This window comes from Corynebacterium sp. HMSC069E04, from assembly GCF_001813175.1.
GTDB lineage: Bacteria > Actinomycetota > Actinomycetes > Mycobacteriales > Mycobacteriaceae > Corynebacterium > Corynebacterium aurimucosum.
Genome location: NZ_KV811630.1, coordinates 20880 through 40686, shown reverse-complemented (window position 1 = coordinate 40686; position 19807 = coordinate 20880). Strand labels below are relative to the sequence as shown.

The 19807-nt window shown below is 61.8% G+C and carries 13 protein-coding genes and 2 pseudogenes; 8 read left to right on the top strand and 7 right to left on the bottom strand.

Annotated elements, in window-relative coordinates; genetic code table 11:
- Positions 1-135: 135 nt before the first annotated feature.
- Positions 136-3354 (bottom strand): ExeM/NucH family extracellular endonuclease, encoded by a 3219-nt coding sequence (locus HMPREF2896_RS02135; RefSeq protein WP_246823974.1) that lies wholly within the window; start codon positions 3352-3354, stop codon positions 136-138.
- 228 nt (positions 3355-3582) lie between these two features.
- Between HMPREF2896_RS02135 and purS the strand changes: the two genes are divergently transcribed.
- Genes purS through purL form a run of 3 tightly spaced genes read left to right on the top strand, consistent with a single transcriptional unit; the run spans position 3583 to position 6801 of the window.
- On the top strand, positions 3583-3813 hold the full coding sequence (purS, locus tag HMPREF2896_RS02130) for a phosphoribosylformylglycinamidine synthase subunit PurS (protein ID WP_039676532.1): 231 nt from the start codon (positions 3583-3585) through the stop codon (positions 3811-3813).
- Positions 3813-4475 carry a phosphoribosylformylglycinamidine synthase subunit PurQ gene (purQ, locus tag HMPREF2896_RS02125; protein ID WP_070710946.1) on the top strand — a complete coding sequence of 221 codons (663 nt, stop codon included), beginning with the start codon at positions 3813-3815 and terminating at the stop codon, positions 4473-4475. The genes purS and purQ overlap by 1 nt, the downstream gene beginning before the upstream one ends.
- A 28-nt stretch (positions 4476-4503) precedes the next feature.
- Positions 4504-6801, top strand: a complete 2298-nt coding sequence (gene purL / locus HMPREF2896_RS02120; RefSeq protein ID WP_070717311.1) for a phosphoribosylformylglycinamidine synthase subunit PurL — start codon at positions 4504-4506, stop codon at positions 6799-6801.
- 75 nt (positions 6802-6876) lie between these two features.
- Here purL and HMPREF2896_RS02115 read toward each other — a convergent pair whose 3' ends face one another.
- Together HMPREF2896_RS02115 and HMPREF2896_RS02110 are read right to left on the bottom strand one after the other, a co-directional pair.
- Entirely contained in the window at positions 6877-7836 is a 960-nt protein-coding gene (locus tag HMPREF2896_RS02115) for an Abi family protein (protein ID WP_070717307.1), read from the bottom strand.
- A 298-nt stretch (positions 7837-8134) separates the two neighbouring features.
- Positions 8135-9172, bottom strand: a complete 1038-nt coding sequence (locus HMPREF2896_RS02110) for an alpha/beta hydrolase (RefSeq protein WP_070710944.1) — start codon at positions 9170-9172, stop codon at positions 8135-8137.
- Between the two features lie 290 nt (positions 9173-9462).
- Here HMPREF2896_RS02110 and HMPREF2896_RS02105 point away from each other — a divergent pair, with 290 nt between their 5' ends.
- The gene (locus HMPREF2896_RS02105; protein ID WP_236659413.1) at positions 9463-10116 is read left to right on the top strand and encodes a PAQR family membrane homeostasis protein TrhA; all 654 of its coding nucleotides are present in this window, start codon (positions 9463-9465) and stop codon (positions 10114-10116) included.
- A gap of 27 nt (positions 10117-10143) precedes the next feature.
- On the opposite strand, the gene HMPREF2896_RS02100 is transcribed toward HMPREF2896_RS02105, so the two are convergent.
- The 3 genes and pseudogenes from HMPREF2896_RS02100 to HMPREF2896_RS02090 all read right to left on the bottom strand — a co-directional run bounded on the left by HMPREF2896_RS02100 (position 10144) and on the right by HMPREF2896_RS02090 (position 14289).
- Entirely contained in the window at positions 10144-10782 is a 639-nt protein-coding gene (locus tag HMPREF2896_RS02100) for a DUF6891 domain-containing protein (RefSeq protein WP_070717306.1), read from the bottom strand.
- A 95-nt stretch (positions 10783-10877) separates the two neighbouring features.
- Positions 10878-12961: pseudogene (locus HMPREF2896_RS02095) on the bottom strand (acyl-CoA dehydrogenase family protein).
- 29 nt (positions 12962-12990) lie between these two features.
- Positions 12991-14289 (bottom strand): annotated as a pseudogene (locus tag HMPREF2896_RS02090) (acetyl-CoA C-acetyltransferase).
- 185 nt (positions 14290-14474) lie between these two features.
- On the opposite strand from HMPREF2896_RS02090, the gene HMPREF2896_RS02085 reads away from it, so the two are divergent.
- Both HMPREF2896_RS02085 and HMPREF2896_RS02080 read left to right on the top strand, forming a co-directional pair.
- The gene (locus HMPREF2896_RS02085) at positions 14475-15824 is read left to right on the top strand and encodes a 3-oxoacyl-ACP reductase (protein ID WP_070717303.1); all 1350 of its coding nucleotides are present in this window, start codon (positions 14475-14477) and stop codon (positions 15822-15824) included.
- Positions 15825-16754 carry a MaoC/PaaZ C-terminal domain-containing protein gene (locus HMPREF2896_RS02080; protein ID WP_070645641.1) on the top strand — a complete coding sequence of 310 codons (930 nt, stop codon included), beginning with the start codon at positions 15825-15827 and terminating at the stop codon, positions 16752-16754.
- Positions 16755-16804: 50 nt separating this feature from the next.
- On the opposite strand, the gene HMPREF2896_RS02075 is transcribed toward HMPREF2896_RS02080, so the two are convergent.
- A complete protein-coding gene (locus tag HMPREF2896_RS02075; protein WP_070717299.1) occupies positions 16805-17839 on the bottom strand; it encodes an acyl-CoA thioesterase in 1035 nt (344 codons plus the stop codon).
- 33 nt (positions 17840-17872) lie between these two features.
- On the opposite strand from HMPREF2896_RS02075, the gene HMPREF2896_RS02070 reads away from it, so the two are divergent.
- Entirely contained in the window at positions 17873-18277 is a 405-nt protein-coding gene (locus tag HMPREF2896_RS02070) for a sterol carrier family protein (protein ID WP_070443897.1), read from the top strand.
- 34 nt (positions 18278-18311) lie between these two features.
- Positions 18312-19799 (top strand): amidophosphoribosyltransferase, encoded by a 1488-nt coding sequence (purF, locus tag HMPREF2896_RS02065; RefSeq protein ID WP_201829149.1) that lies wholly within the window; start codon positions 18312-18314, stop codon positions 19797-19799.
- Positions 19800-19807 lie beyond the last annotated feature (8 nt).

Sequence of the window (19807 nt, the reverse complement as noted above, 5' to 3'; positions counted from 1 at the left end):
AGACTAAAACAGCACTAGCAACCCCGCAACTGGAGGAAGAAAATTCCTGGTTAGAGGGGTAATCGGGCTGGTAGGAGAAAAGCCCCTCAGATGAGGGGCTTAACGAGACTGAATAAATACGCTCAGCAGAGTGCTTTATTTAGACCCGGTCGGGACGCAGGCCGCGCCGATGATGCCAAGCGCAGCCAGCAGGCCGAGACCACCGGCAGCGTACTGAGCTTCGCGCGGGATGTTGCGGGCCATCGACTCAATCTGCTTCCGGACCGGCTCGAAGCCCGGGATGTTGAACTGTGTATTGGCAAACCCAAGGAAGGCCAGCGGGATGGCAAGGGCTGCGGGGATGGCGAGACCGAGGGCAGTCGGCAGGCAGCGCTCGCCAGTAGAAGAACCGGTTCGGCTGGCGGGCTTGCTGTCTACCTTGATGGTTTCGGAAGTGCCATCGGTGTACTTCACAACGAGGTTGCCCGCAGCGTCAGTGGTCACGGACTCGATGCCACGGCCATCCTTGCCGTCTTGACCATCGGCTCCGTCCTTACCGTCTTTGCCGTCGCTACCCGGTGAGCCCTGGTCGCCCTTCGGTCCGACAAGGAGACCGAGATTATCGGTTGTGCCGTCGGTGTAGGCGACGATGACCTTGCCCCTGTCGTTGGTGGTCACGGACTCAATACCACGGCCGTCTTTGCCTGGCTTGCCGTCAGCGCCGTCTTCGCCGTCGGTACCATCCTTGCCATCGGCACCGACAACATTGCCGGCGTCTTCGGTGGTGCCGTCGGTGTAGGTGATGATGAGGTGGCCCTCGTCGTTGACGGTGACAGACTTGATGCTGCGAGACTCATCAGCCTGATCCGGGTCTTCAGCTGGATCCGGATTCTCAGCAGAGCCGCAGCCCTCGAGCTCGTCCGCAGAGCGTTTCACCGTCGCAAGGTTGAAGCCCACCTTGACCGGGTCGTGGTCGGAGGAGCGGTAGGGGTTATCGGCCTCAAAGACATCGCCGCCGGTGTAGTTGCGGCGGGAGTACTCCATGGCAATCGGCTCGTCGGAGTTGATGTTCCACGTCTGCGCGGCCTGGGCGTCGACGTGCTCGTTGGCCAGGATGTGGTCCAGGGAGCCGAGGCGGCCGGAGAACTGGTAGGAGGCCACGTCCTGCCAGTCCTCTTGGGCGTTGAGCTCCTCAACCGGGATGGTGTAGCCAGCGTTGCGGAAGACGGAGATGGCGTCTTCCTTGGAGTAAGCGTTTAAGTCACCCATGACGAAGGTGGCCTTCTCCTGCCACTGTGGCTGCTTGGACAAACCATCCAGGACTGCCTGGGCGTGGGCATTGCGCACGTTCGGGTTGTTGCCCTGACCATCGCCGGTGTCCTTGTCACCGTTGGCCACGGAGCCCTTGGACTTGAAATGGTTGGTCACCACCACGAAGGAATCGGGGCCCTCAGGAGCGCACTTGTCAGCAACCGGTTCAAACTCCGCAGCGAGCGGGGTGCGGGCGGTACCCTTGAAACGCTCATCCTCAAGCAAGGAGGTCTCACCGACCGGCTCGACGCGGTCCTTCTTGTAGATGATCGCAGTGCGGATGACATCCGTGTCCGCCGCGGAGTTCGCTGGGGCCTTGACGTAATCCCACTTTTCAGACCCCGCACGGGAGTTGAGCTCACCCACGAGGTACTTCACGGCATCGTCATAGGTGCCACCCACGGTGTTGGCGGCGTTCTCAATCTCAGACAAGCCAATGACATCGGCGTCAAGGCCCTCCAGCGCAGTGAGGATCTTGCCCTTCTGGTCCTCAAATGCGGAGGCAGACCACGCACCGCGGAAGGTGGGGCTGTCGGAGCCCACACCGTTACCGAAACGGTCCTTGTACGCCTTCGCGCCGTTGTCCTCACCAAGGTTGATGAAGAAGTTGAGCACGTTGAACGCCGCCACGGTGTAATCGCCAGCCACCTGCGGGGCCTCCGGACGGGCCGGGTCCCACGTAATTGGCAGATCTGCGGTAGCGGAGTCACCCGTAATCATCGTGGTGGGCTGGAAGCGCCACTGCTCGTGGCCGTAACCCAGGATGACGCCGGAGTCCGCGAACTCCACCTGGTTCGTCGTGCGAATCGTCTTCACATCCGAGCCGTTCTGCATGATGTACGGCAGCTTCGCCGACGCGCCATCGCGGGTGAAGTCACGGGTGGAGCCGTCATCCACGATGACGTACTTCGCCGCGTTAGAGGCTTCCATGTCCTTTTGCTCCTGGGTGCCAGGGGAGACAATATCGGTGGGCTGGCGCAGCGCCTCGGTGCCCGGTGCTAGACCGAGCTCGCCGTAGCGGTTGAGGCCGTAGTTATCGGTCACCGTGTGCACGCCCGGCTTGAGCAGCATGGACTCGAGCTTCTCTCGCTCCTCATCTCCCTCGGGTAGGGCGTCGATGGCGAGCGGGGTGGCGGGATCGAGTGCGGTGTCGAGGACGGAGCCCTGGGCCAGGGCGATTTGGGTCTGGCCGTAGTACTCATCAACGGTGCCGGTGACCTCGACGGATTCCCCAATCTTTGGGTAGAAGCCGGTGCCGCCGGTGTAGACGAAGACAGCCTCAGAGGCCTCTGCCGGTACGGTGTCGCCCGTGCCCGGGGTCTGGATGGTGAAGCCGTTGAGGGACTTCTCACCCTGCCACACGGCGGTGACAACACCCTGGGTGGTGACGTTCTGTCCCTTGAGCGGGGACTCCGCGCCGGTGCCCTGGATTTCCGGGATGGTGACGGATGCGCCCGGCTCGGCCGGTGTGGGGTCCTCCGGCGCGGTGGCGCCACCGCCAGCAGACTTCGGCGTCGGCGCTGTAGCGCTGAAGTCAGCAACGTTGTCGTCGGTGTCGGTGCCCTCGGCGTCGCGTTGCGCAGAGGTGGAGTTGTTCAAGGCCTGGGCAGGGGAGCCCTCGCTGAGCGACGCCTCCCCGTACCCCACGAGGTCTACCACGGCCCCGGAGGCGTCGTAAAGCTTCACCGAGCCCTTGGAGCCGGACAGATTCAGGTTCCCCTCTGCATCAGGAGCAGGAAGCGGCTCACCGGTGCCGCCACCACCTTCCTGGATGAGGAAGTGGCCCGCGGCCGGGAGGGAACCGGACAGCTCGTGCTTTCCGCCAGAGTTGCCGGAGGCGGACAGGTACTCCACGGACCAGCCAGTGAGGTCGAGGTCAGCTGAGGTGGGGTTATAAAGCTCGATGAAATCGTGGTTAAACGCGGCACCCTTGTTGCCGCCGCCACCGTAGACCTCAGAGATGACGGCGTTGGAGCCGTCCACAAAGGCGCTGGCCTGGGGGACAACAATGCAGGTAGAGACAAGGGCGGCGATGGCGAGTGAGCCAATGCGTTTGAAATGCATGAGAGGTTCCTTGGATAGGTGAGAAAGGGCAGCGCATCTCGTTCTACCTGGGTTTCGGGGCACGTGATACCGAAGCGCAGAGGGCGAGCTGGGGGTTAAGGTGGGATTCCCCAAGAATTCTTCAACCGTTTGGTTTGAATTCATCACCCCCAAAGATTCCGAATCTTTCTTGCCGGCGGGATAGACTGGCGGGGCACCTATACTCACGCACAGTAAGGCAAAATTTTCATGGCTCGTGTAGTTGTCAATGTCATGCCCAAGGCCGAGATTTTGGACCCGCAAGGCCAGGCCGTCGTTCGCGCGCTGGGCCGCCTGGGGGTTGCTGGTGTCAGCGACGTGCGCCAGGGCAAGCGCTTTGAAATTGAAGTTGATGATTCGGTCAGCGCCGAGGAACTCGAGAAGGTGGCTTCCACCTTGCTGGCCAACACCGTGATCGAGGATTACGAGGTCATCCAGTAATGAAGATCGGCGTTATTACCTTCCCTGGCACGCTTGACGACGTCGACGCGGCCCGCGCCGCCCGCACCGCCGGCGCCGACGTCGTGTCCCTGTGGCATGCGGATGAAGACCTGCGAGGAGTGGACGCCGTCGTTGTACCCGGTGGCTTTTCCTACGGTGACTACCTGCGCTCCGGCGCTATTTCGGCGCTGGCCCCGGTGATGCGCGCGGTGGTGGAAGCAGCGAATAAGGGCATGCCGGTGCTCGGCATCTGCAACGGCTTCCAGATTTTGACGGAGACCGGCCTGCTGCCCGGCGCCCTGACTCGCAACCAGGGCCTGCACTTCCACTGCGTGGATACCTACCTCGAGGTGGAGAACGCACAGACCTCCTGGACCAGCGAGTTTGAGCAGGGCCAGCGCATCCTGATTCCAGCGAAGCACGGCGAGGGCCGCTTCCAGGCGGATGCGGAGACCGTGGAACGCTTGGAGGGCGAAGGCCGCGTGGTCTTCCGTTATACCGATAACTTCAACGGCTCCATCAACGGCATCGCCGGCATCACCAATGAGGCCGGCAACGTGGTGGGGCTGATGCCGCACCCAGAGCACGCCATCGATCTTCTCACCGGCCCGTCCACCGACGGTCTGGGTTTGTTTGTGTCCGCCCTCAAGGTCGTCGCTTAACCCGCGCCGACGGTTATAAGGAGAAACAATGACCGTACACAACGACACCGTCGAGCAAGCAGCTGCGCAGCCTGAGCTGGAGCAGCCCTACCGCGAGTTGGGCCTGAAGGATGACGAGTACGCGCACATCCGCGAGATCCTGGGCCGCCGCCCCACCGACGCCGAGCTGACCATGTACTCGGTGATGTGGTCGGAGCACTGTTCTTATAAGTCCTCCAAGACGCACCTGCGCTACTTCGGCGAGACCATGACCGAGGAAATGGGCTCCAAGATCCTCGCCGGCATCGGTGAGAACGCCGGCGTGGTGGATATCGGAGACGGCAACGCGGTGACCTTCCGCGTGGAAAGCCACAACCACCCCTCCTACGTGGAGCCGCACCAGGGTGCGGCCACGGGTGTCGGCGGCATCGTCCGCGACATCATGGCCATGGGCGCTCGCCCGATTGCCGTGATGGACCAGCTGCGCTTCGGCCCGGCGGATGCCCCCGACACCAAGCGCGTTTTGCCTGGCGTGGTTGGCGGTATTTCGCACTACGGCAACTGCTTGGGCCTGCCTAACATTGGCGGCGAAACCGTTTTTGATGAGTCTTATGCTGGCAACCCGCTGGTTAACGCGCTGTGCGTGGGAACGCTGAAGGTGGAGGACCTGAAATTGGCCTTCGCCTCCGGTACTGGAAACAAGGTCATGCTCTTCGGCTCGCGCACCGGCCTCGATGGCATCGGTGGCGTGTCCGTGTTGGCTTCTGACACCTTCGAGGACGGCGCGGAGCGCAAGCTGCCGGCCGTTCAGGTGGGCGACCCGTTCGCGGAGAAGGTCCTCATCGAGTGCTGCCTGGAGCTGTACAAGTCCGGCATCGTCGTGGGCATCCAGGACTTGGGCGGCGCGGGCCTGGCGTGCGCCACCTCCGAGCTGGCCGCCGCCGGTGATGGCGGCATGGAGATCAACCTGGACAACGTCCCGCTGCGCGCCAAGGATATGACCGCCGCGGAGATCCTTGCCTCCGAGTCCCAGGAGCGCATGTGTGCCGTGGTGACCCCGGAGAACGTGGAAAAGTTCAAGGAGATCTGCGCGCATTGGGACGTCACCTGCGCCGAGATCGGTGAGGTTACCACTGGCAAGCACCTCATCATTCGCCATCAAGGCGAGGTCGTTGTGGATGCCCCAGCCGGCACCATCGCGGACGAGGCCCCGGTCTACGACCGCCCCTACGCCCGCCCGGAGTGGCAGGATGCGCTGCAGGAGTTCAAGGGCGTCGAGAAGCAGGACCTTACCGTGGCGCTGAAGAAGCTCGTGGCCTCCCCGGCGCTGTGCTCCCGTGATTTCATCACCGAGCAGTATGACCGCTACGTGCGCGGCAACACCGTGCAGTCCCATCACGCGAACGCTGGTGTGTTGCGCATCGACGAGGAGACCGGCCGCGGTATCGCGGTATCGGCTGATGCTTCTGGGCGCTACACCAAGCTGGATCCGAACATGGGCACACGCCTGGCGTTGGCGGAGGCCTACCGCAACGTCGCTGTGACCGGTGCCCGCCCGGTCGCCATCACCAACTGCCTCAACTACGGCTCCCCGGAGAACCCGGACGTAATGTGGCAGTTCCGCGAGTCCGTGCACGGGCTTGCCGACGGCGCCGTGGAGCTCGGCATCCCCGTGTCCGGTGGCAACGTCTCCTTCTACAACCAAACCGGCGAGGAGCCGATCTTGCCGACGCCCGTCGTAGGCGTCCTGGGTGTCATCGACGACGTCCACACGTCCATCGGCAACGAGCTTGGACGCGTAGAGGAGCCGGAGGTCCTTGTTCTGCTGGGTGAGACCAAGGATGAGTTCGGTGGTTCCATCTGGCAGCAGGTAAGCGCTCGTGAACAAGGTCACGAGTCAGAGAAGGGACTCAATGGCCTGCCGCCACAGGTGGACCTGGCCAACGAGCAGCGTCTCGCGGACTTCTTCGTGGGCAACGAAGGCCTGACCGCTGCACACGACATCTCCGAAGGCGGTCTCGCCGTTACTGCATTCGAGATGGCCAAGCGCAGCGGCGTGGGCCTGAGCCTGGATCTGTCTAAGGTCCACGAGGACGCCTTCGTGGCAGCCTTCTCTGAGTCCGCCTCCCGAGTACTGGTAGCAACGACCGCTGACCGCGTCGACATGCTGCTGCAGCGCGCCGAGGAGTGCGGCGTTCCGGCCGTCGTCGTCGGCCAGACCACCGACAACGGTGAGCTGGAGCTGGGCGGCGAGTCCGTTGCTGTTTCCGAGTTGCGCGAAGCTTGGGCGGCGACCCTGCCGGACCTCTTCGGTCACGCCGTCGGCGCGAACTCCGTCGTGGAGTAAAACGCGCAGTTCCGCTCAGCAGCGTTGACGCTGCATCAGCCCGGCTTCGGCCGGGCTTTTCCTTTTCCGAGTCATTTAAATTGTTTCTTCATCCCAGTTGCCATGAATACCGATACTGGCTTTTTCGACAAGAGGATTGGTGAGGAAGTGTCCATTTAACAAGGCCACTACTTTTTCAGGCCACGTGGTTCCAGGAGACACAGTCCGCAGTAAATGCGCCATGATTATCAAAGCGCCGAATAACTTCTCACTTTGATTCTCTGGAAGGATGTGTAGGTTTCCATTGTTCCGGATAACCTCAGTTGGAGCCGGAGCAAATGAACGATTCCACAGCCTTCCATGGTGGGCACATGTATTCCGAATGACAGTTAGCTGCTCGAGCCAACTCGCCAGCGGATGTTTCTTCGTAAGTCTTTGCTTCTGATTCCTATTCAAACTAGAGAAGTTGATCTTTATATTCAGCGCTTCCGAAATTGACCGTTGATCGTTGGATCCTAAGCCTGCATAGAGCTTTGAAATGTCCGAAAAATCGAGCACTTCAGCCACAACCCACATGGGATACTGTCCACCGTATTCATCAATGTAGTGCTTCACGGCGTTGCTCTTCTTCGCTCTCGCAAGCCGACCGTACGCTGTACTCAGCCACGACACGTGGTCAAAGTTTGGCCGAAAGTCGTCTGAACGGAGATAGAAAGTAGGATCATTGGGGTGTCGAGTACACAGTAGCTCGACGAGCTTGGTGCGCATCGCAACCTCGATTCGCTCCATACCATCATGAATCAGGGTACGGAGTTTCCGATCGGCTTCATATAAGGAGACGACGTCGGCAAAGTCAGTACCATCGACGAAGCTGCTAATTCGGCTAGTTCCGTCTTCAGTGAACTGTCTAGCCGGATACCAATAGGCGGAAAGCCGGTAGTAGCTGACGTGTGAAAACCATTGTTCAGCTAAAGCTCTGTCGATCTTCATGCCGCGGCTTTGCAGGCGAAGAATGTGTTCGCCAATGGTCGCTGCTGGCTTGAGCGTAGAAGACATGAAAAGCCAATCTAGAGGTGGGATGTGTTGCCACGATGACAGTGTTGGCGAGACTGCGCAAATAGAGATCCAGCCCACTCCGTGTTTCCGAAGGGAACCGGGCGGGCTGAACTATTAACCAAAATTTTACCGCAGAATCTTGACATGCGTCAATCCCTTTTTTTCGGGCAAACGTGAACCTTGAAGATCTAGTTGTTTAGCTGAGGGTTAGTGGAATCAAATCCTGCAGTGGGTATATTTCGTGGTCGTGGTGATGAAGGGGGCTTGCGTCTGCAGTGAAGCGACAACCAGTCAAAACTTAGGCGCCGATAGTGCGGGCGATGGTCTGGTCCCAACTCAGCTTCATCTGGTGGGAGAAGAGGTTGAAGGTGTGCGAACCCTGGGGGCTGAAGTAGCGGTTCACGCGCACCCCGGCGTTGCGGGCGTTGCGGGTGAATTCCTCCGAGCACTGGTTGGCCACCATCTCTACCGCGCGGGGGCCCAGCCACTGGGCGGGGCTGTTGGTGCCATCGATGGGGCCCGGGGTGCCGGAGGCCGAGCCCACGAAGACCTCGACGTCGCGCAGGCGTCCGGGGTTGGCGTTGGGGTCGTGCTCGAACCACTGCGGGGAGCCTGGCAGGCCCCAGGCATTGAAGGAGGAGCCGCCGCCGTAGGCAATCATCGCGGTGGAGGTAGGGAAACCAATCGCACCGGAGCGCACCGGACAACCGGAGTAGGAGGCTGCGGCTTTGTAGCGCTGTGGGGCGTGGCCGGCGATGTCGAGTGCGGCGCCGCCAGTAGAAGAAATGCCGCCGATGGCATCGCGGCCGGTGCCGTGGAATTCGGCGTCGATCAGCGGGGGCAACTCAGCGGTCATGTAGGTGTTCCACTTGTTGACCCCCAGGATGGGATCCTCGGCATTCCAATCGGTGTAGAGAGAGTAGGCACCGCCGAGCGGCATTACGACGTTGACGTTCTTGCCTACGGCCCAATGACGGATATCGGAGTGGGTCATCCAGTTCATGCCCGCTTGGCCGCCCTCTACGCCGGGCAGCAGGTAGAAGGAGGGGCGCGGCTTATCGCCCTCAGGGAGTAGGACGTTATTAGAAATCACCGCATGATTGGCCGGGGACCAGACGTCCACCACCCAGTGGTTGCCGCCCATGTGGCGCTTAGAGGTAATGAAGGCCTTGTCACCGAGCCAGGGCTGCGGGTTGGTCACGCGCGAGGAAACCTCGCCGATGGTGCTGGACTGTGCAGAGGCGGAGCCGACGCCTGCCGACGCCGCTCCCAGCGCCACCATGGTAGCTGCGAACAGCGCCGCGGTGCGGCGAGAGCGTGAGACAAAGGAAAGCATAATGTGGGTAGTTTACGTGGCCAGTGCCCTCGTGCTGCAAATATTGGAAGAAAAACTGGAGGAAACTTTCGCTCCACCCTTGTCTGCCGCAATGCTCGGCCGTATAGTTACGGATACGTAAGTTTTGGGAGTGAATGCGTTATGCGCACGACCCGCATCTCAGGCAAGGCAAGGCCCCCACTATGAACGCACCCAGTGCTCAGAAATCGTCCCCGCAAGAATTTCCAGTTGAATCAGGCTCTGTGCAGGAAAATAGCACGATAGAGCAGCTCATCCAGCGCACGTACTGGATGGCGGACCGCGGCCCGCGCCCATTAACGCGCGGCTGGGGTCACCTCTTTGCTGCGCTTGCTTCCCTGATCGCATCGACAGTGTTGATTACCTTTGCGTGGATGACGCTGCCGTGGTGGCAGGGGTTAGCAGTAACGGTGTATGGCGTCGGCGTGGTTGGCCTCTTTACAGTCTCGGCGCTGTACCACCGCTGGCCATGGGTATCGATGCGTGCTGTGCAGTGGTGGCGGCGTGCTGATCACGCGACGATTTCGGTGTTCATCGCGGCGACCTACACGCCGCTGTGTGCCATCGTGCTGGAGCCCACGCAGGCGCTATGGATGCTGACTGCTGCGTGGGTGGGCGCCACCATGGGGGTTGTCTTGAACTTGGTGTGGATTAATCATCCGCGGTGGCTGGACGTGGTGGTCTATCTCGTGCTGGGTTGGCTCATCCTGCCTCTGTTGCCGAATCTGTGGCACTCCGCAGGGCCGGCCGTGGTGTGGCTGCTTTTTGCGGGTGGCGTGGTCTATTCAGTGGGGGCTCTGATGTACGGCTTCAAGTGGCCGGGTCGCAACGCACGTTGGTATGGCTACCACGAGCACTTTCACACCGCGACGATTGCCGCGGCGGTGGTGCACATGGTAGCCATCTGGATGGTTGTCGCGGGCTAGCTTTAAAGGATCTATTGGAAGCGTCTATTAGGCGTTGGTGAGGTCCTCCGCGAGGGGAAATTCGACAACTAGGCCTTGGCAGAGCACACGTGCGTTAGGGTTGCCATCCCAGGTGGGGTTGAAACCAACAGCGCGCAGCGCTTCGACGAGTTGCTCGCCAACGCTTGCTGGCGTGCTGAGCTCGTCATCGGTTTTCATGGTTCCGAAACCGAAGAAAAGTTCTCCGGTGTGAATCAGCCTGTCGACGTCCTGCATGTGGCAATAAACATATCCTGCGGCATCGTCTTCTTCCGCTTGTTCGGCTCCGCACTCAGCGCCGTCGGAGGCGTCCCACCCCTCGTCAAAGCTGAAAGCTAGGTTGTGCTGTCGCAGTTCATCCCGAAGGGCGTCGAGGCGCTGTGCATCAGCAGACTTTTCTGTAACTTTTTGAGCGTAATCGGCGGCAACTTCGTCGATGATGGCGTCGAAATCTTCTGGGAACGGGTCCTGGCGGGTGCTCTCCCAATCAGAGGGATCGTCGAGAAGCTCGAAGAAGTCGTTGTGAATGTCCCGGCGTGAGTGGCCGTGGAACAGATGCAGCGAGATGTCGTTGCGCAGAGTACCGGAGACCAAGATGTCTTCGGAAGGTGGGAAGGAACTGGAGAACATGGCGTGTGAGGTAGTCATGCTTGTGGATGGTAAATGTGTGATACTGCGCGTGACTGAAAGCAGGGAGGGCGCCCCGCCAGGTGGCGGAAGTGCCCTCGAGATGCGTGGCGTGACTAGACGTGGAGCGGATCCACACCGGCCTCGGTGAGCATCGGGATGTTGTGTACCTCAGGCGGAACGCCGAAGGCATCCACGAGTACGACGGACCATGGTGCGAGCGAATCGACGAGGTCGTTGATAGCAGCGCGGGCGGCCTTCATGCGGCCGGCCGGAATCAGGTTGTGCTCCTGGTACCAGCCCGCGTGCTGAACCAAGGTGTCGAAGACAAAGAGGTGGCGCAGCTGCTCGAAGACCTGGCGTGCCAGCGAGCCTTCCTCAAGGCGCTCTTCTGCCTCAATCATGGCCTGGACCAACAAGGTATCCACGCGGGCCCAGCCGGCGGCGATGAGGTGATCCTGGCACTGGTCCACGATGGCAGCTGCCTGCACCTTATCGGCCTTGCGGGCCGGCTGGATGCGGCGCACGAGGGAGAAGAGGATGGACTGGGCGCGGTCGTCGATCAGCTTGGCCTGGTAGGTGGCGTCGAAAAGCGAGGCCTCTGAAGGATTCACGCGGTCCACCAGCCCCTGCAGACGGGTGGTGAACCCGTAGCGGCGGCGAACCACGTCGGTGGCGGTGGTGGCTGCGTACTTCACGGTGTCCCACGGGCTCATGTCATTCATCGCGCGGCCATAGGCGGTGAGCAGGTTCTTGCCCACCATCTGGATGAGCACGGTGTTATCGCCCTCGAAGGTGGCGAAGACATCGGAGTCGGCGCGGTAGGTGGTCAAGCGGTTCTCCGACATGTAGCCAGCACCGCCGCAGGCCTCGCGGCATTCCTGGATGGTGCGGGTGGCGTGCTGGGTCTGCGCAGTCTTGATGGCCGCAGCCAGGGATTCCATCTCGCGGGAGGCGAACTTCTGCTCTTCGGTCGGTTCCGTCACCGACCACGTTCCGGCCTCATGCTGATCGTTTTGCTCCTGGTAGCGTTCCAGAATCTGGTTGTAGAGCAGGTGCAGCGCGTAAGTACGGGCCAGCGGAATGAGCAGGCGGCGACGGTGCTGGCGGTGCTCGATGAGGCGCTTTTCCACGCCGGTCGCGCCCTCAAACTGGCGGCGGCGGTTGGCGTAGCGGATGGCGATGTCCAGGGAAGCCTCGGTGGCCGCGCCCGCTGCGCCGGATACACCGATGCGGCCGCGGATAAGCGTGCCCAGCATGGTGAAGAAGCGGGCATTCTTGGACTCGATCGGGGAGGAGTACTTACCCTTCTCATCGACATCGGCGAAGCGGTTGAGCAGGTTCTCGCGTGGCACGCGGACGTTGTCGAAGCGCAGGGTGCCATTATCGACACCCACCAAACCACCCTTGTGGCCATGATCGCCCAGGGTGACGCCTGGTAGCTCGTTGCCTTCTTCATCGCGGATAGGGACGATGATGGCGTGGACGCCATGGGAGCGGCCATCGCTGTCCGGGGTAATGAGCTGGGTGAAGACGACGGCCGCACGGCCATCCTTGGCGGCGTTGCCGATGTAGTTCTTCACCGCGGAATCGGAGGGAGTGTTGATGATGAACTCATCGGTCTCCGGGTCGAAGGTTGCGGTGGTCTCTAGGGATTGTACGTCGGAGCCGTGGCCGCGCTCGGTCATGGCGAAACAGCCCGGAAGCTCCAGGCTGGCGGCCTTGTTGATCCAGTCGAGGTGGCGCTCGGTGCCCAGCTGATCTAGCGCGCCACCCCACAGGCCCCACTGCACACCGGACTTGATGGCCAGCGAGCCATCAACCCAAGCTAGGCCCTCGAGGGTGAAGGTGGAGAGATTCGGTTTGCCGGCGCCGCCGTGTGCGCTGCGCAGGCCGTGGCTGAATCCGCCGAAATCGCGAACCTTGGAGAGGTTCTCAAAGGTGTGCTGGCGCTGCTCCGCCATGGACAGGTGGGGCTTTGGGAAGAGCTCCGGGTCATTGAGGAAGGTGCGCAGTTCCTGGCGGAAGGCGGCATGGGGCCGTCGAGAAGCGCGGCAAGTTCGGTGGCAACGGAAGGCTTGGGGGTGGTGGGCAGGCGGTGCGGGCTGCGGGCCTCCGCCTTGGGTGCATCGGTGGTGGCTTGGTTGTTGAGCTCTGGGGAGACGGGTTTCTTGTCTGAAGAAGACTTGGTGAGTGCCATGATGGGGGTCCTTTCTGAGAGGGCGGTGCTTAACGCTCGACGATGGCTGCGACACCCTGGCCGCCGGCGGCGCAGATGGAAATGAGGGCGCGTCCGCCGCCGTTTTCCTCAAGAATCTTGGCCGTGGTGGCGAGGATGCGGGTGCCGGTAGCGGCGAAGGGGTGACCGGCTGCTAGAGAAGAGCCCTTGACATTGAGCTTGGCGCGGTCGATGGGGCCGAGTGCAGACTGCAGGCCGAGGCGCTCGCGACAGTAGGTCTCGTCCTCTCATGCAGACAGGGTGGCGAGTACCTGGGAGGCGAAGGCCTCGTGGATCTCGTAGAAATCGAAATCCTGCAGGCTTAGGTTGTTGCGCTCGAGCAGGCGCGGGACCGCGTAGGTGGGGGCCATGAGAAGGCCGTCTGGGCCGTGGACAAAGTCGACGGCCGCGGTCTCGGAGTCCACCAGGAAGGCGCGGGGTTCGATGTTGTGTTCGGCAGCCCACTCTTCAGAGCTGAGGAGGGCCACGGAGGCGCCGTCGGTCAGCGGCGTGGAGTTGCCTGCGGTCATGGTGGCCTGCGTGCCGTGCTGCTCGGCATCGCGTTTACCAAAGACTGGCTTCAGCTTGGCTAGGGACTCCAGGGAGGAGTCCGGGCGCAGGTTGGTATCGCGATTGACGCCGAGGAAGCCGGTGGTGAGGTCATTGAAGAAGCCCTCCTCCCAGGCCTTGTGGAGGTTCTGGTGGGAGGCGAGTGCCAGCTCGTCCTGGGCTTCGCGGCTGACGTTCATCTCGCGGGCGGTGATGGCGGCGTGGTCGCCCATGGAGAGCCCAGTGCGGGGTTCGCCATTCTGCGGCTGCTCCGGAGCCAGCTGCGATGGGCGGATGGAGCCGACGAGCTGTGCGCGCTGTGCGGCGGTCTTGGCACGGGTGAGGTTGAGCAGTGTGCGTCGCAGCGTGTCATTGACAGCCAGCGGGGCGTCTGAGGTGGTGTCCGTTCCTCCTGCGATGCCGGCGGAGATGCGTCCTTGGGCGATGGCATCGCCGACGTGGATGGCTGCCGCAAGGGAAGTGCAGCAGGCCTGCTGCATATCGATAGCTGGCGTCGTGGAATCGAGGGCGGAGCCGAGTACGGATTCGCGGGTGAGGTTGAAATCGCGGGAGTGCTTGAGAACTGCGCCGGCTGCCACGAGGCCTAGGCGTTCATCGTGCAACCCGTAGCGTGCCACGAGGCCATCCAGCGCACTGGTAAGCATGTCCTGGTTGGACGCATGAGCGTACTGCTTATTGGAGCGAGCAAAGGGAATGCGGTTGCCACCCAGGATGGCTACGCGGTGCGGGGGGTTGGTCATTGAAAACTCCTTCGCGAGTGGTCTTGTGCGAATCGTCCCAGTGGGAGGGGGTAGCAACCCGACTGTTTATTTCGCGTCACAACTAAAGTGATATTGTTAGTTCTATCACTTAATTAACTAACCTTGCAACCGCTCGATCAAGGCTTGCAAGGTTGTGAAGAACCGAGAAAGGAACAGGCCGGCCTATGCCGCACGTCACATTTGCTGAGAAGCTCATCAACTCACCGCTCGCCGCCAAAGCAGGAGTACCGCAGGGGTACCCCCTGCGCCGCCACAAGGTAGGGGAACCGGCGCTCGATGGTCCCATTGTCATCGGCGGTCAGGGGCGCATCGCAGACTTCTTGCGCTCCCAGCTAGCCGTGGACTACCAGGTCATCAACTCTTCGGCAGAGGCGAAGCGCGCTGCCCTCGTTTTTGACGCCACCGGCCTAGACACCCCTGAACAGCTGCGTGAGCTTTATGACTTCTTCAACCCCCAGATGCGCAACCTCCTGCCATGCGCGCGCTTGGTAGTTGTCGGTACCACCCCGGAGGCGGCAGATACCATCGACGCCCGCATTAGCGCACGCGCCCTCGAAGGCTTTACCCGTTCTTTGGCTAAGGAGATGCGCAAGGGCGGCACTGTGAACCTGGTGTGGGTAGACCCCGCGGCCACCTCAGAGGTGGAGTCCACGGTCCGCTTCTTCCTTTCCGGAAAGTCGGCTTTCGTGGATGGGCAGGTTGTGCGCGTCAGCGCCCAGGGACAGGTGCCTTCCGGACATAGCAGACATAGCAGTGGGACACAGAACTGGGAGCAGCCACTCGATGGGCGGCTTGCAGTGGTGACCGGTGCCGCCCGCGGTATCGGCGCCACCATCGCGGAAGTGCTGGCGCGCGACGGTGCCAGCGTTATCTGTATCGACGTCCCACAGGCCAGCGAGCACCTGGCAAAGACCGCGAACAAGGTCAAAGGCACCGCGCTGCCTCTCGACGTCACTGACCCTCAGGCCGCGGACAAGATTGCCCAGCACGCCCAGGAGCGCCATGGCCGAGCTATTGACGTCATCGTTCACAACGCCGGCATTACCCGTGACAAGCTTATGGCCAATATGAATGAAGGCCAGTGGGATGCTGTCCTGGCCGTTAACCTTCTGGCGCCGGTGCGTATCACCGAAAACCTTCTGGAATCTGGCTCCCTCGCGCCGGGTGCGGCCGTGGTCGGTGTGTCCTCCATGGCCGGCATCTCCGGTAACCGCGGCCAAACGAACTACGCCACCACCAAGGCCGGCATTATCGGGCTGGTCGACGCCCTGCGTCCCGTCCTCGCCGAGAATGGTTCCACCATCAATGCCGTGGCGCCGGGCTTCATTGAGACCGCCATGACCGCCGCGATGCCGACCGGCCCGCGCGAGATCGGCCGCCGTTTGAACTCACTGCAGCAGGGCGGCTTGCCTGTTGACGTCGCCGAGACCGTCGCTTTCTTCGCCTCGCCGGCCTCCGCGGCGGTAAGCGGCAACACCGTCCGCGTCTGCGGCCAGAACCTCATGGGAGCCTAAATGAACGTCACCACACTCAACGAGATTCCAGATCTTCCTGCGCTCTACCGCAGCCTGATGGTAGGTGCGGTGCCCATCCCCGGGCTGGGGGCAGGCAAGCGCAAGGTCGACGACCCACAGACTGCTTACCGGGTCGCGGGAGTGCGCGTAGACACCGAGCACCTCGCGCGCTACTGCCAAGCCACGGGCCTGCGTCTGGGCAATGAGCTGCCCGCTACTTATCTCTACGCGCTGGCCTTCCCCCTCGCCATCAAGGTGATGGCCGCCCAGGACTTTCCTTTCCCCGCTGTGGGCGTGGTGCACCTGTCCAACCGCATTGAACAGATCCGCCCGCTGCGCGTCGACGAGAGCTGCGACATCACCGTGCATGCGGAAAACTTGCGACCGCACCGCAAGGGGCTGGTCATTGATATGGTGACCACCTACAGCGTGGAGGGGGAGGAGATCTGGCGCCAGACATCGGTCTTTCTAGGCCAAGGCGCGAAATTCACCAAGGACACCCCGCGGCAAGTGAAAACGCGCCCGGAGGCCGAGCGTTTCCTCGACTTCCCCGGCGATGAGGTGGGAACCCCCACGGCAACGCTGCGCTTTAGTGCCGAGAGCACTCGCGTCTATGCGGCGGCATCTGGCGATAAGAACCCTATTCACGTTTCCGCCGTGGGAGCCAAGCTCTTCGGCTTCCCCGCGCCCATCGCGCATGGCATGTACACGCACGCCCGTATGCTGTCGGTGCTCGACGGCACCCTTCCGGGTGCTGTTCGCATCAGCGCGGATTTCTACAAGCCCGTCATTCTTCCAGCGAGCACGGGAGTGTTTGTGGCTCCGAGCGTCGCCACAAACAGTGAGATCGGAGCCCGCACCGTTGCGTTGCGTAAGGCCAAGGACCCAAGCTCCCTCCACGTGGCGTGCCGGGTTGAGCCAGTGGACTAGCCCCTCGGCACTAGCGCCAAGCAGCTGTGGGGTGGTGGGGGAGCCTCGGGCTAATCTACGTGCTGGTGCTGTGGTGCCACCACCAGCGGCTTCGGGGAGTACTTGCCGCGCAGGCCACGAAGAATGCCGGCGTGCTCCCACAAGCGCTTATCCTCTTCGGTGCGTGGAGTGAACTGGCGGGCAGCTAGCGGCTGCCAGTCGGCGTCCATCGCCATGTAGGAGACGGTGGCGTGGATGGCGGTTTCCAGTTTCTCGCGGCCACCGCGCGGGTTGCCTGAGCGCACGTGGACCGACATCTGCATCGATCGGGTATCCGTGCGCATCATGCGGGCATCCACTTCGATGAGGTCTCCAATGTGAATGGGCCGGTAGAAGCGGATGCCGCCGGCATAGACCGCGACGGTGTGCTCACCCGACCACTCCATGGTGCAGGCAGCGCCGGCCTCATCAATCCATTCCATGGCCGTTCCGCCGTGGACGTTGCCGCCCCAATTGACATCGGTGGGCTTAGCCAAAAAGCGGTTGACCATTCGGGGTGCATCGGAAGGGCCATCATAAGTCTGCTTTTCCATTTCCGCTTCGATGGCCTGGCGCAGCTCGATGCGGGATTCTGCAGCCTCCCACACACGCTGGTGCTCAGTGGTGTCCGGAATCAGCGGCGGAACAGCCACCGACTTTCCGGTCTCGGTATCTTTGGCCACGAAGATGACGAGGCAGTCGCAGGCGCGGGTAAAAATGCCATCGCGAGGGTCAGCGGAGAGCACCTCGTTGACGATGTGCATGGAGGATCGCCCAGTCATCGCGATTCGTGAGCGCACCTCCACCAAGTGGCCCGAAGGGATTGGGCGAGTGAAGTGAATATGGCCCACGTAGGCTGTCACGCAGTAGGTGCCCGACCACTGGACCGCGCACGCATAGGCGGCCTTATCGATCCACTCCAGAACGCGGCCGCCGCCGATGCCTTGGGCGCCGGCGATAGTGAGATCTGTCGGGGCGGCCATAAACCGCAGCGTGATGGAGGGAGACTTGCCGGTTGGGACAGGCTTCTTTTCTTCCGAGGAGCTTGGTGGCATGGTTGGTGACATGGATAACAAAGTATCAGGGAGCGTGCTGACCGTATGAAAAAGGCTGTTGATGCCGCCACCACCCGCGCTGCTGTCGAAGCGGTGGAGGAGTGGATCCGTGACCCTGAAGGGGTGGAAAAACCAGGTCGCCCGGCCCTTGCGAAAGCCACTCGGACCACAGCTCGCCTGTTGGAGGCGGACGCGCCGGGTCACTCCGTGGAACTGCGGGTCCCCCCATTCGTGGCAGTGCAGTGTATCGCCGGGCCTCGGCACACCCGGGGTACTCCTCCGAATGTGGTGGAGACGGATCCCCAGACGTGGTTGCAGCTGGCCACGGGCGTCCTGGACTGGGAGCAGGCGCTTCACGACGGCCGCGTGGACGCCTCCGGCTCCCGTTCTCACGAGATCGCTGGCTGCCTGCCCGTGATTCCGTTAGTTTTCACTGGCCGGAACGGCTAGGATTAGCGCCGTGGTAGCTGAACACGTCCAGAGCATGACTAAGCCCCTGTCTACGGATCCCAGCCTGGATCCGGAGCCCCGCGAAGAATGCGGAGTCTTTGGTGTTTGGGCACCAGGAGAAGAGGTTTCCAAGTTAACCTACTTCGGACTTTTCGCCCTCCAGCACCGCGGTCAAGAGGCCGCCGGCATCGCGGTCGGGGATGATGACCGCATTGTTGTCTTCAAAGACATGGGCCTAGTCTCCAATGTCTTCGATGAATCCATCCTCACCTCACTGCACGGAAACGTGGCCGTCGGCCACACGCGTTATTCCACTGCGGGTGGCAAGGAATGGTCGAATGTACAGCCGATGTTTGGGACGTCGCCCAGCGGCGTCGACATCGCGCTTGGTCACAACGGAAACTTGGTGAACTACCAGGAGCTGCGCACCAAGGCTGTGGAACGCGGGCTCATCAAACCGCAGGAAGAGTCCGTTTCGGACTCCATGTGTCTGTCTATCTTGTTGGCTGATGGCGTGAGCGAAGACAGTAGCGTGTTCGATTCCGCTTTGCAGCTCTTGCCCACCGTGAAAGGAGCGTACTGCCTGACCTTTACGGACGGGCACACCCTCTACGCCGCCCGCGACCCGCATGGCGTGCGCCCGCTTGCCCTCGGTCGGCTCAACACGGGCTGGGTGGTAGCCAGTGAGACCTGTGCGCTCGATATCGTCGGCGCGCAATTTATTCGGGAGATCGAACCGGGCGAACTCGTTGCTATCGATGAGACGGGCATTCGCTCCGAGCGCTTTGCAGAAACTAAGCGCCACGGCTGCGTCTTCGAATATGTCTACCTGGCGCGGCCGGATACCAATATCAAGGGCCGTTCGGTCAACGCTACGCGCGTGGAAATTGGGCGTCGTCTAGCGCGCCAGTACCCAGCACCCGATGCGGACATGGTGATCCCCGTTCCTGAGTCCGGCAACCCGGCCGCCGTGGGATATGCCCGCGAATCCGGGCTGACCTTTGCACATGGCTTGGTGAAGAACTCCTATGTGGGGCGCACCTTCATCCAGCCCACACAGTCCCAGCGACAGATGGGCATTCGCCTCAAGCTCAATCCGCTGCGGGAGGTCATCGAAGGCAAGTCCATCGTGGTGGTGGATGATTCGATCGTGCGTGGTAACACGCAGCGCGCACTAATCCGGATGCTACGGGAAGCCGGCGCTGCCGAAGTCCACGTGCGCATTGCCTCCCCGCCGGTGAAGTGGCCATGCTTCTACGGCATCGACTTTGCCTCGCCAGGCGAGCTTATTGCCAATGCCAACCCCTCCGATGATCCGGAAGAAGTAGCACAGACCATCTGCACCGCGATCGGTGCGGATTCGCTGGGCTTCGTCTCCACCGATGAGATGGTGGCGGCTACCCAACAGCCACGCAACGAACTGTGCTGCGCATGCTTCGATGGGAAGTACCCACTCGGACTGCCCGCCGGAAACCCGAATGCTGAGGCCGTGCGCACCCTGCAGGGCTCGACGACAAACTAAGGAATAAG

Excerpts from the sequence above, each read along its gene's own strand:
- HMPREF2896_RS02135 (WP_246823974.1), bottom strand. The coding sequence starts at position 3,354 with ATGCATTTCAAACGCATTGGCTCACTCGCCATCGCCGCCCTTGTCTCT.
- purS (WP_039676532.1), top strand. The coding sequence starts at position 3,583 with ATGGCTCGTGTAGTTGTCAATGTCATGCCCAAGGCCGAGATTTTGGAC.
- purQ (WP_070710946.1), top strand. The coding sequence starts at position 3,813 with ATGAAGATCGGCGTTATTACCTTCCCTGGCACGCTTGACGACGTCGAC.
- purL (WP_070717311.1), top strand. The coding sequence starts at position 4,504 with ATGACCGTACACAACGACACCGTCGAGCAAGCAGCTGCGCAGCCTGAG.
- HMPREF2896_RS02115 (WP_070717307.1), bottom strand. The coding sequence starts at position 7,836 with ATGTCTTCTACGCTCAAGCCAGCAGCGACCATTGGCGAACACATTCTT.
- HMPREF2896_RS02110 (WP_070710944.1), bottom strand. The coding sequence starts at position 9,172 with ATGCTTTCCTTTGTCTCACGCTCTCGCCGCACCGCGGCGCTGTTCGCA.
- HMPREF2896_RS02105 (WP_236659413.1), top strand. The coding sequence starts at position 9,463 with ATGGCGGACCGCGGCCCGCGCCCATTAACGCGCGGCTGGGGTCACCTC.
- HMPREF2896_RS02100 (WP_070717306.1), bottom strand. The coding sequence starts at position 10,782 with ATGACTACCTCACACGCCATGTTCTCCAGTTCCTTCCCACCTTCCGAA.
- HMPREF2896_RS02085 (WP_070717303.1), top strand. The coding sequence starts at position 14,475 with ATGCCGCACGTCACATTTGCTGAGAAGCTCATCAACTCACCGCTCGCC.
- HMPREF2896_RS02080 (WP_070645641.1), top strand. The coding sequence starts at position 15,825 with ATGAACGTCACCACACTCAACGAGATTCCAGATCTTCCTGCGCTCTAC.
- HMPREF2896_RS02075 (WP_070717299.1), bottom strand. The coding sequence starts at position 17,839 with ATGTCACCAACCATGCCACCAAGCTCCTCGGAAGAAAAGAAGCCTGTC.
- HMPREF2896_RS02070 (WP_070443897.1), top strand. The coding sequence starts at position 17,873 with ATGAAAAAGGCTGTTGATGCCGCCACCACCCGCGCTGCTGTCGAAGCG.
- purF (WP_201829149.1), top strand. The coding sequence starts at position 18,312 with ATGACTAAGCCCCTGTCTACGGATCCCAGCCTGGATCCGGAGCCCCGC.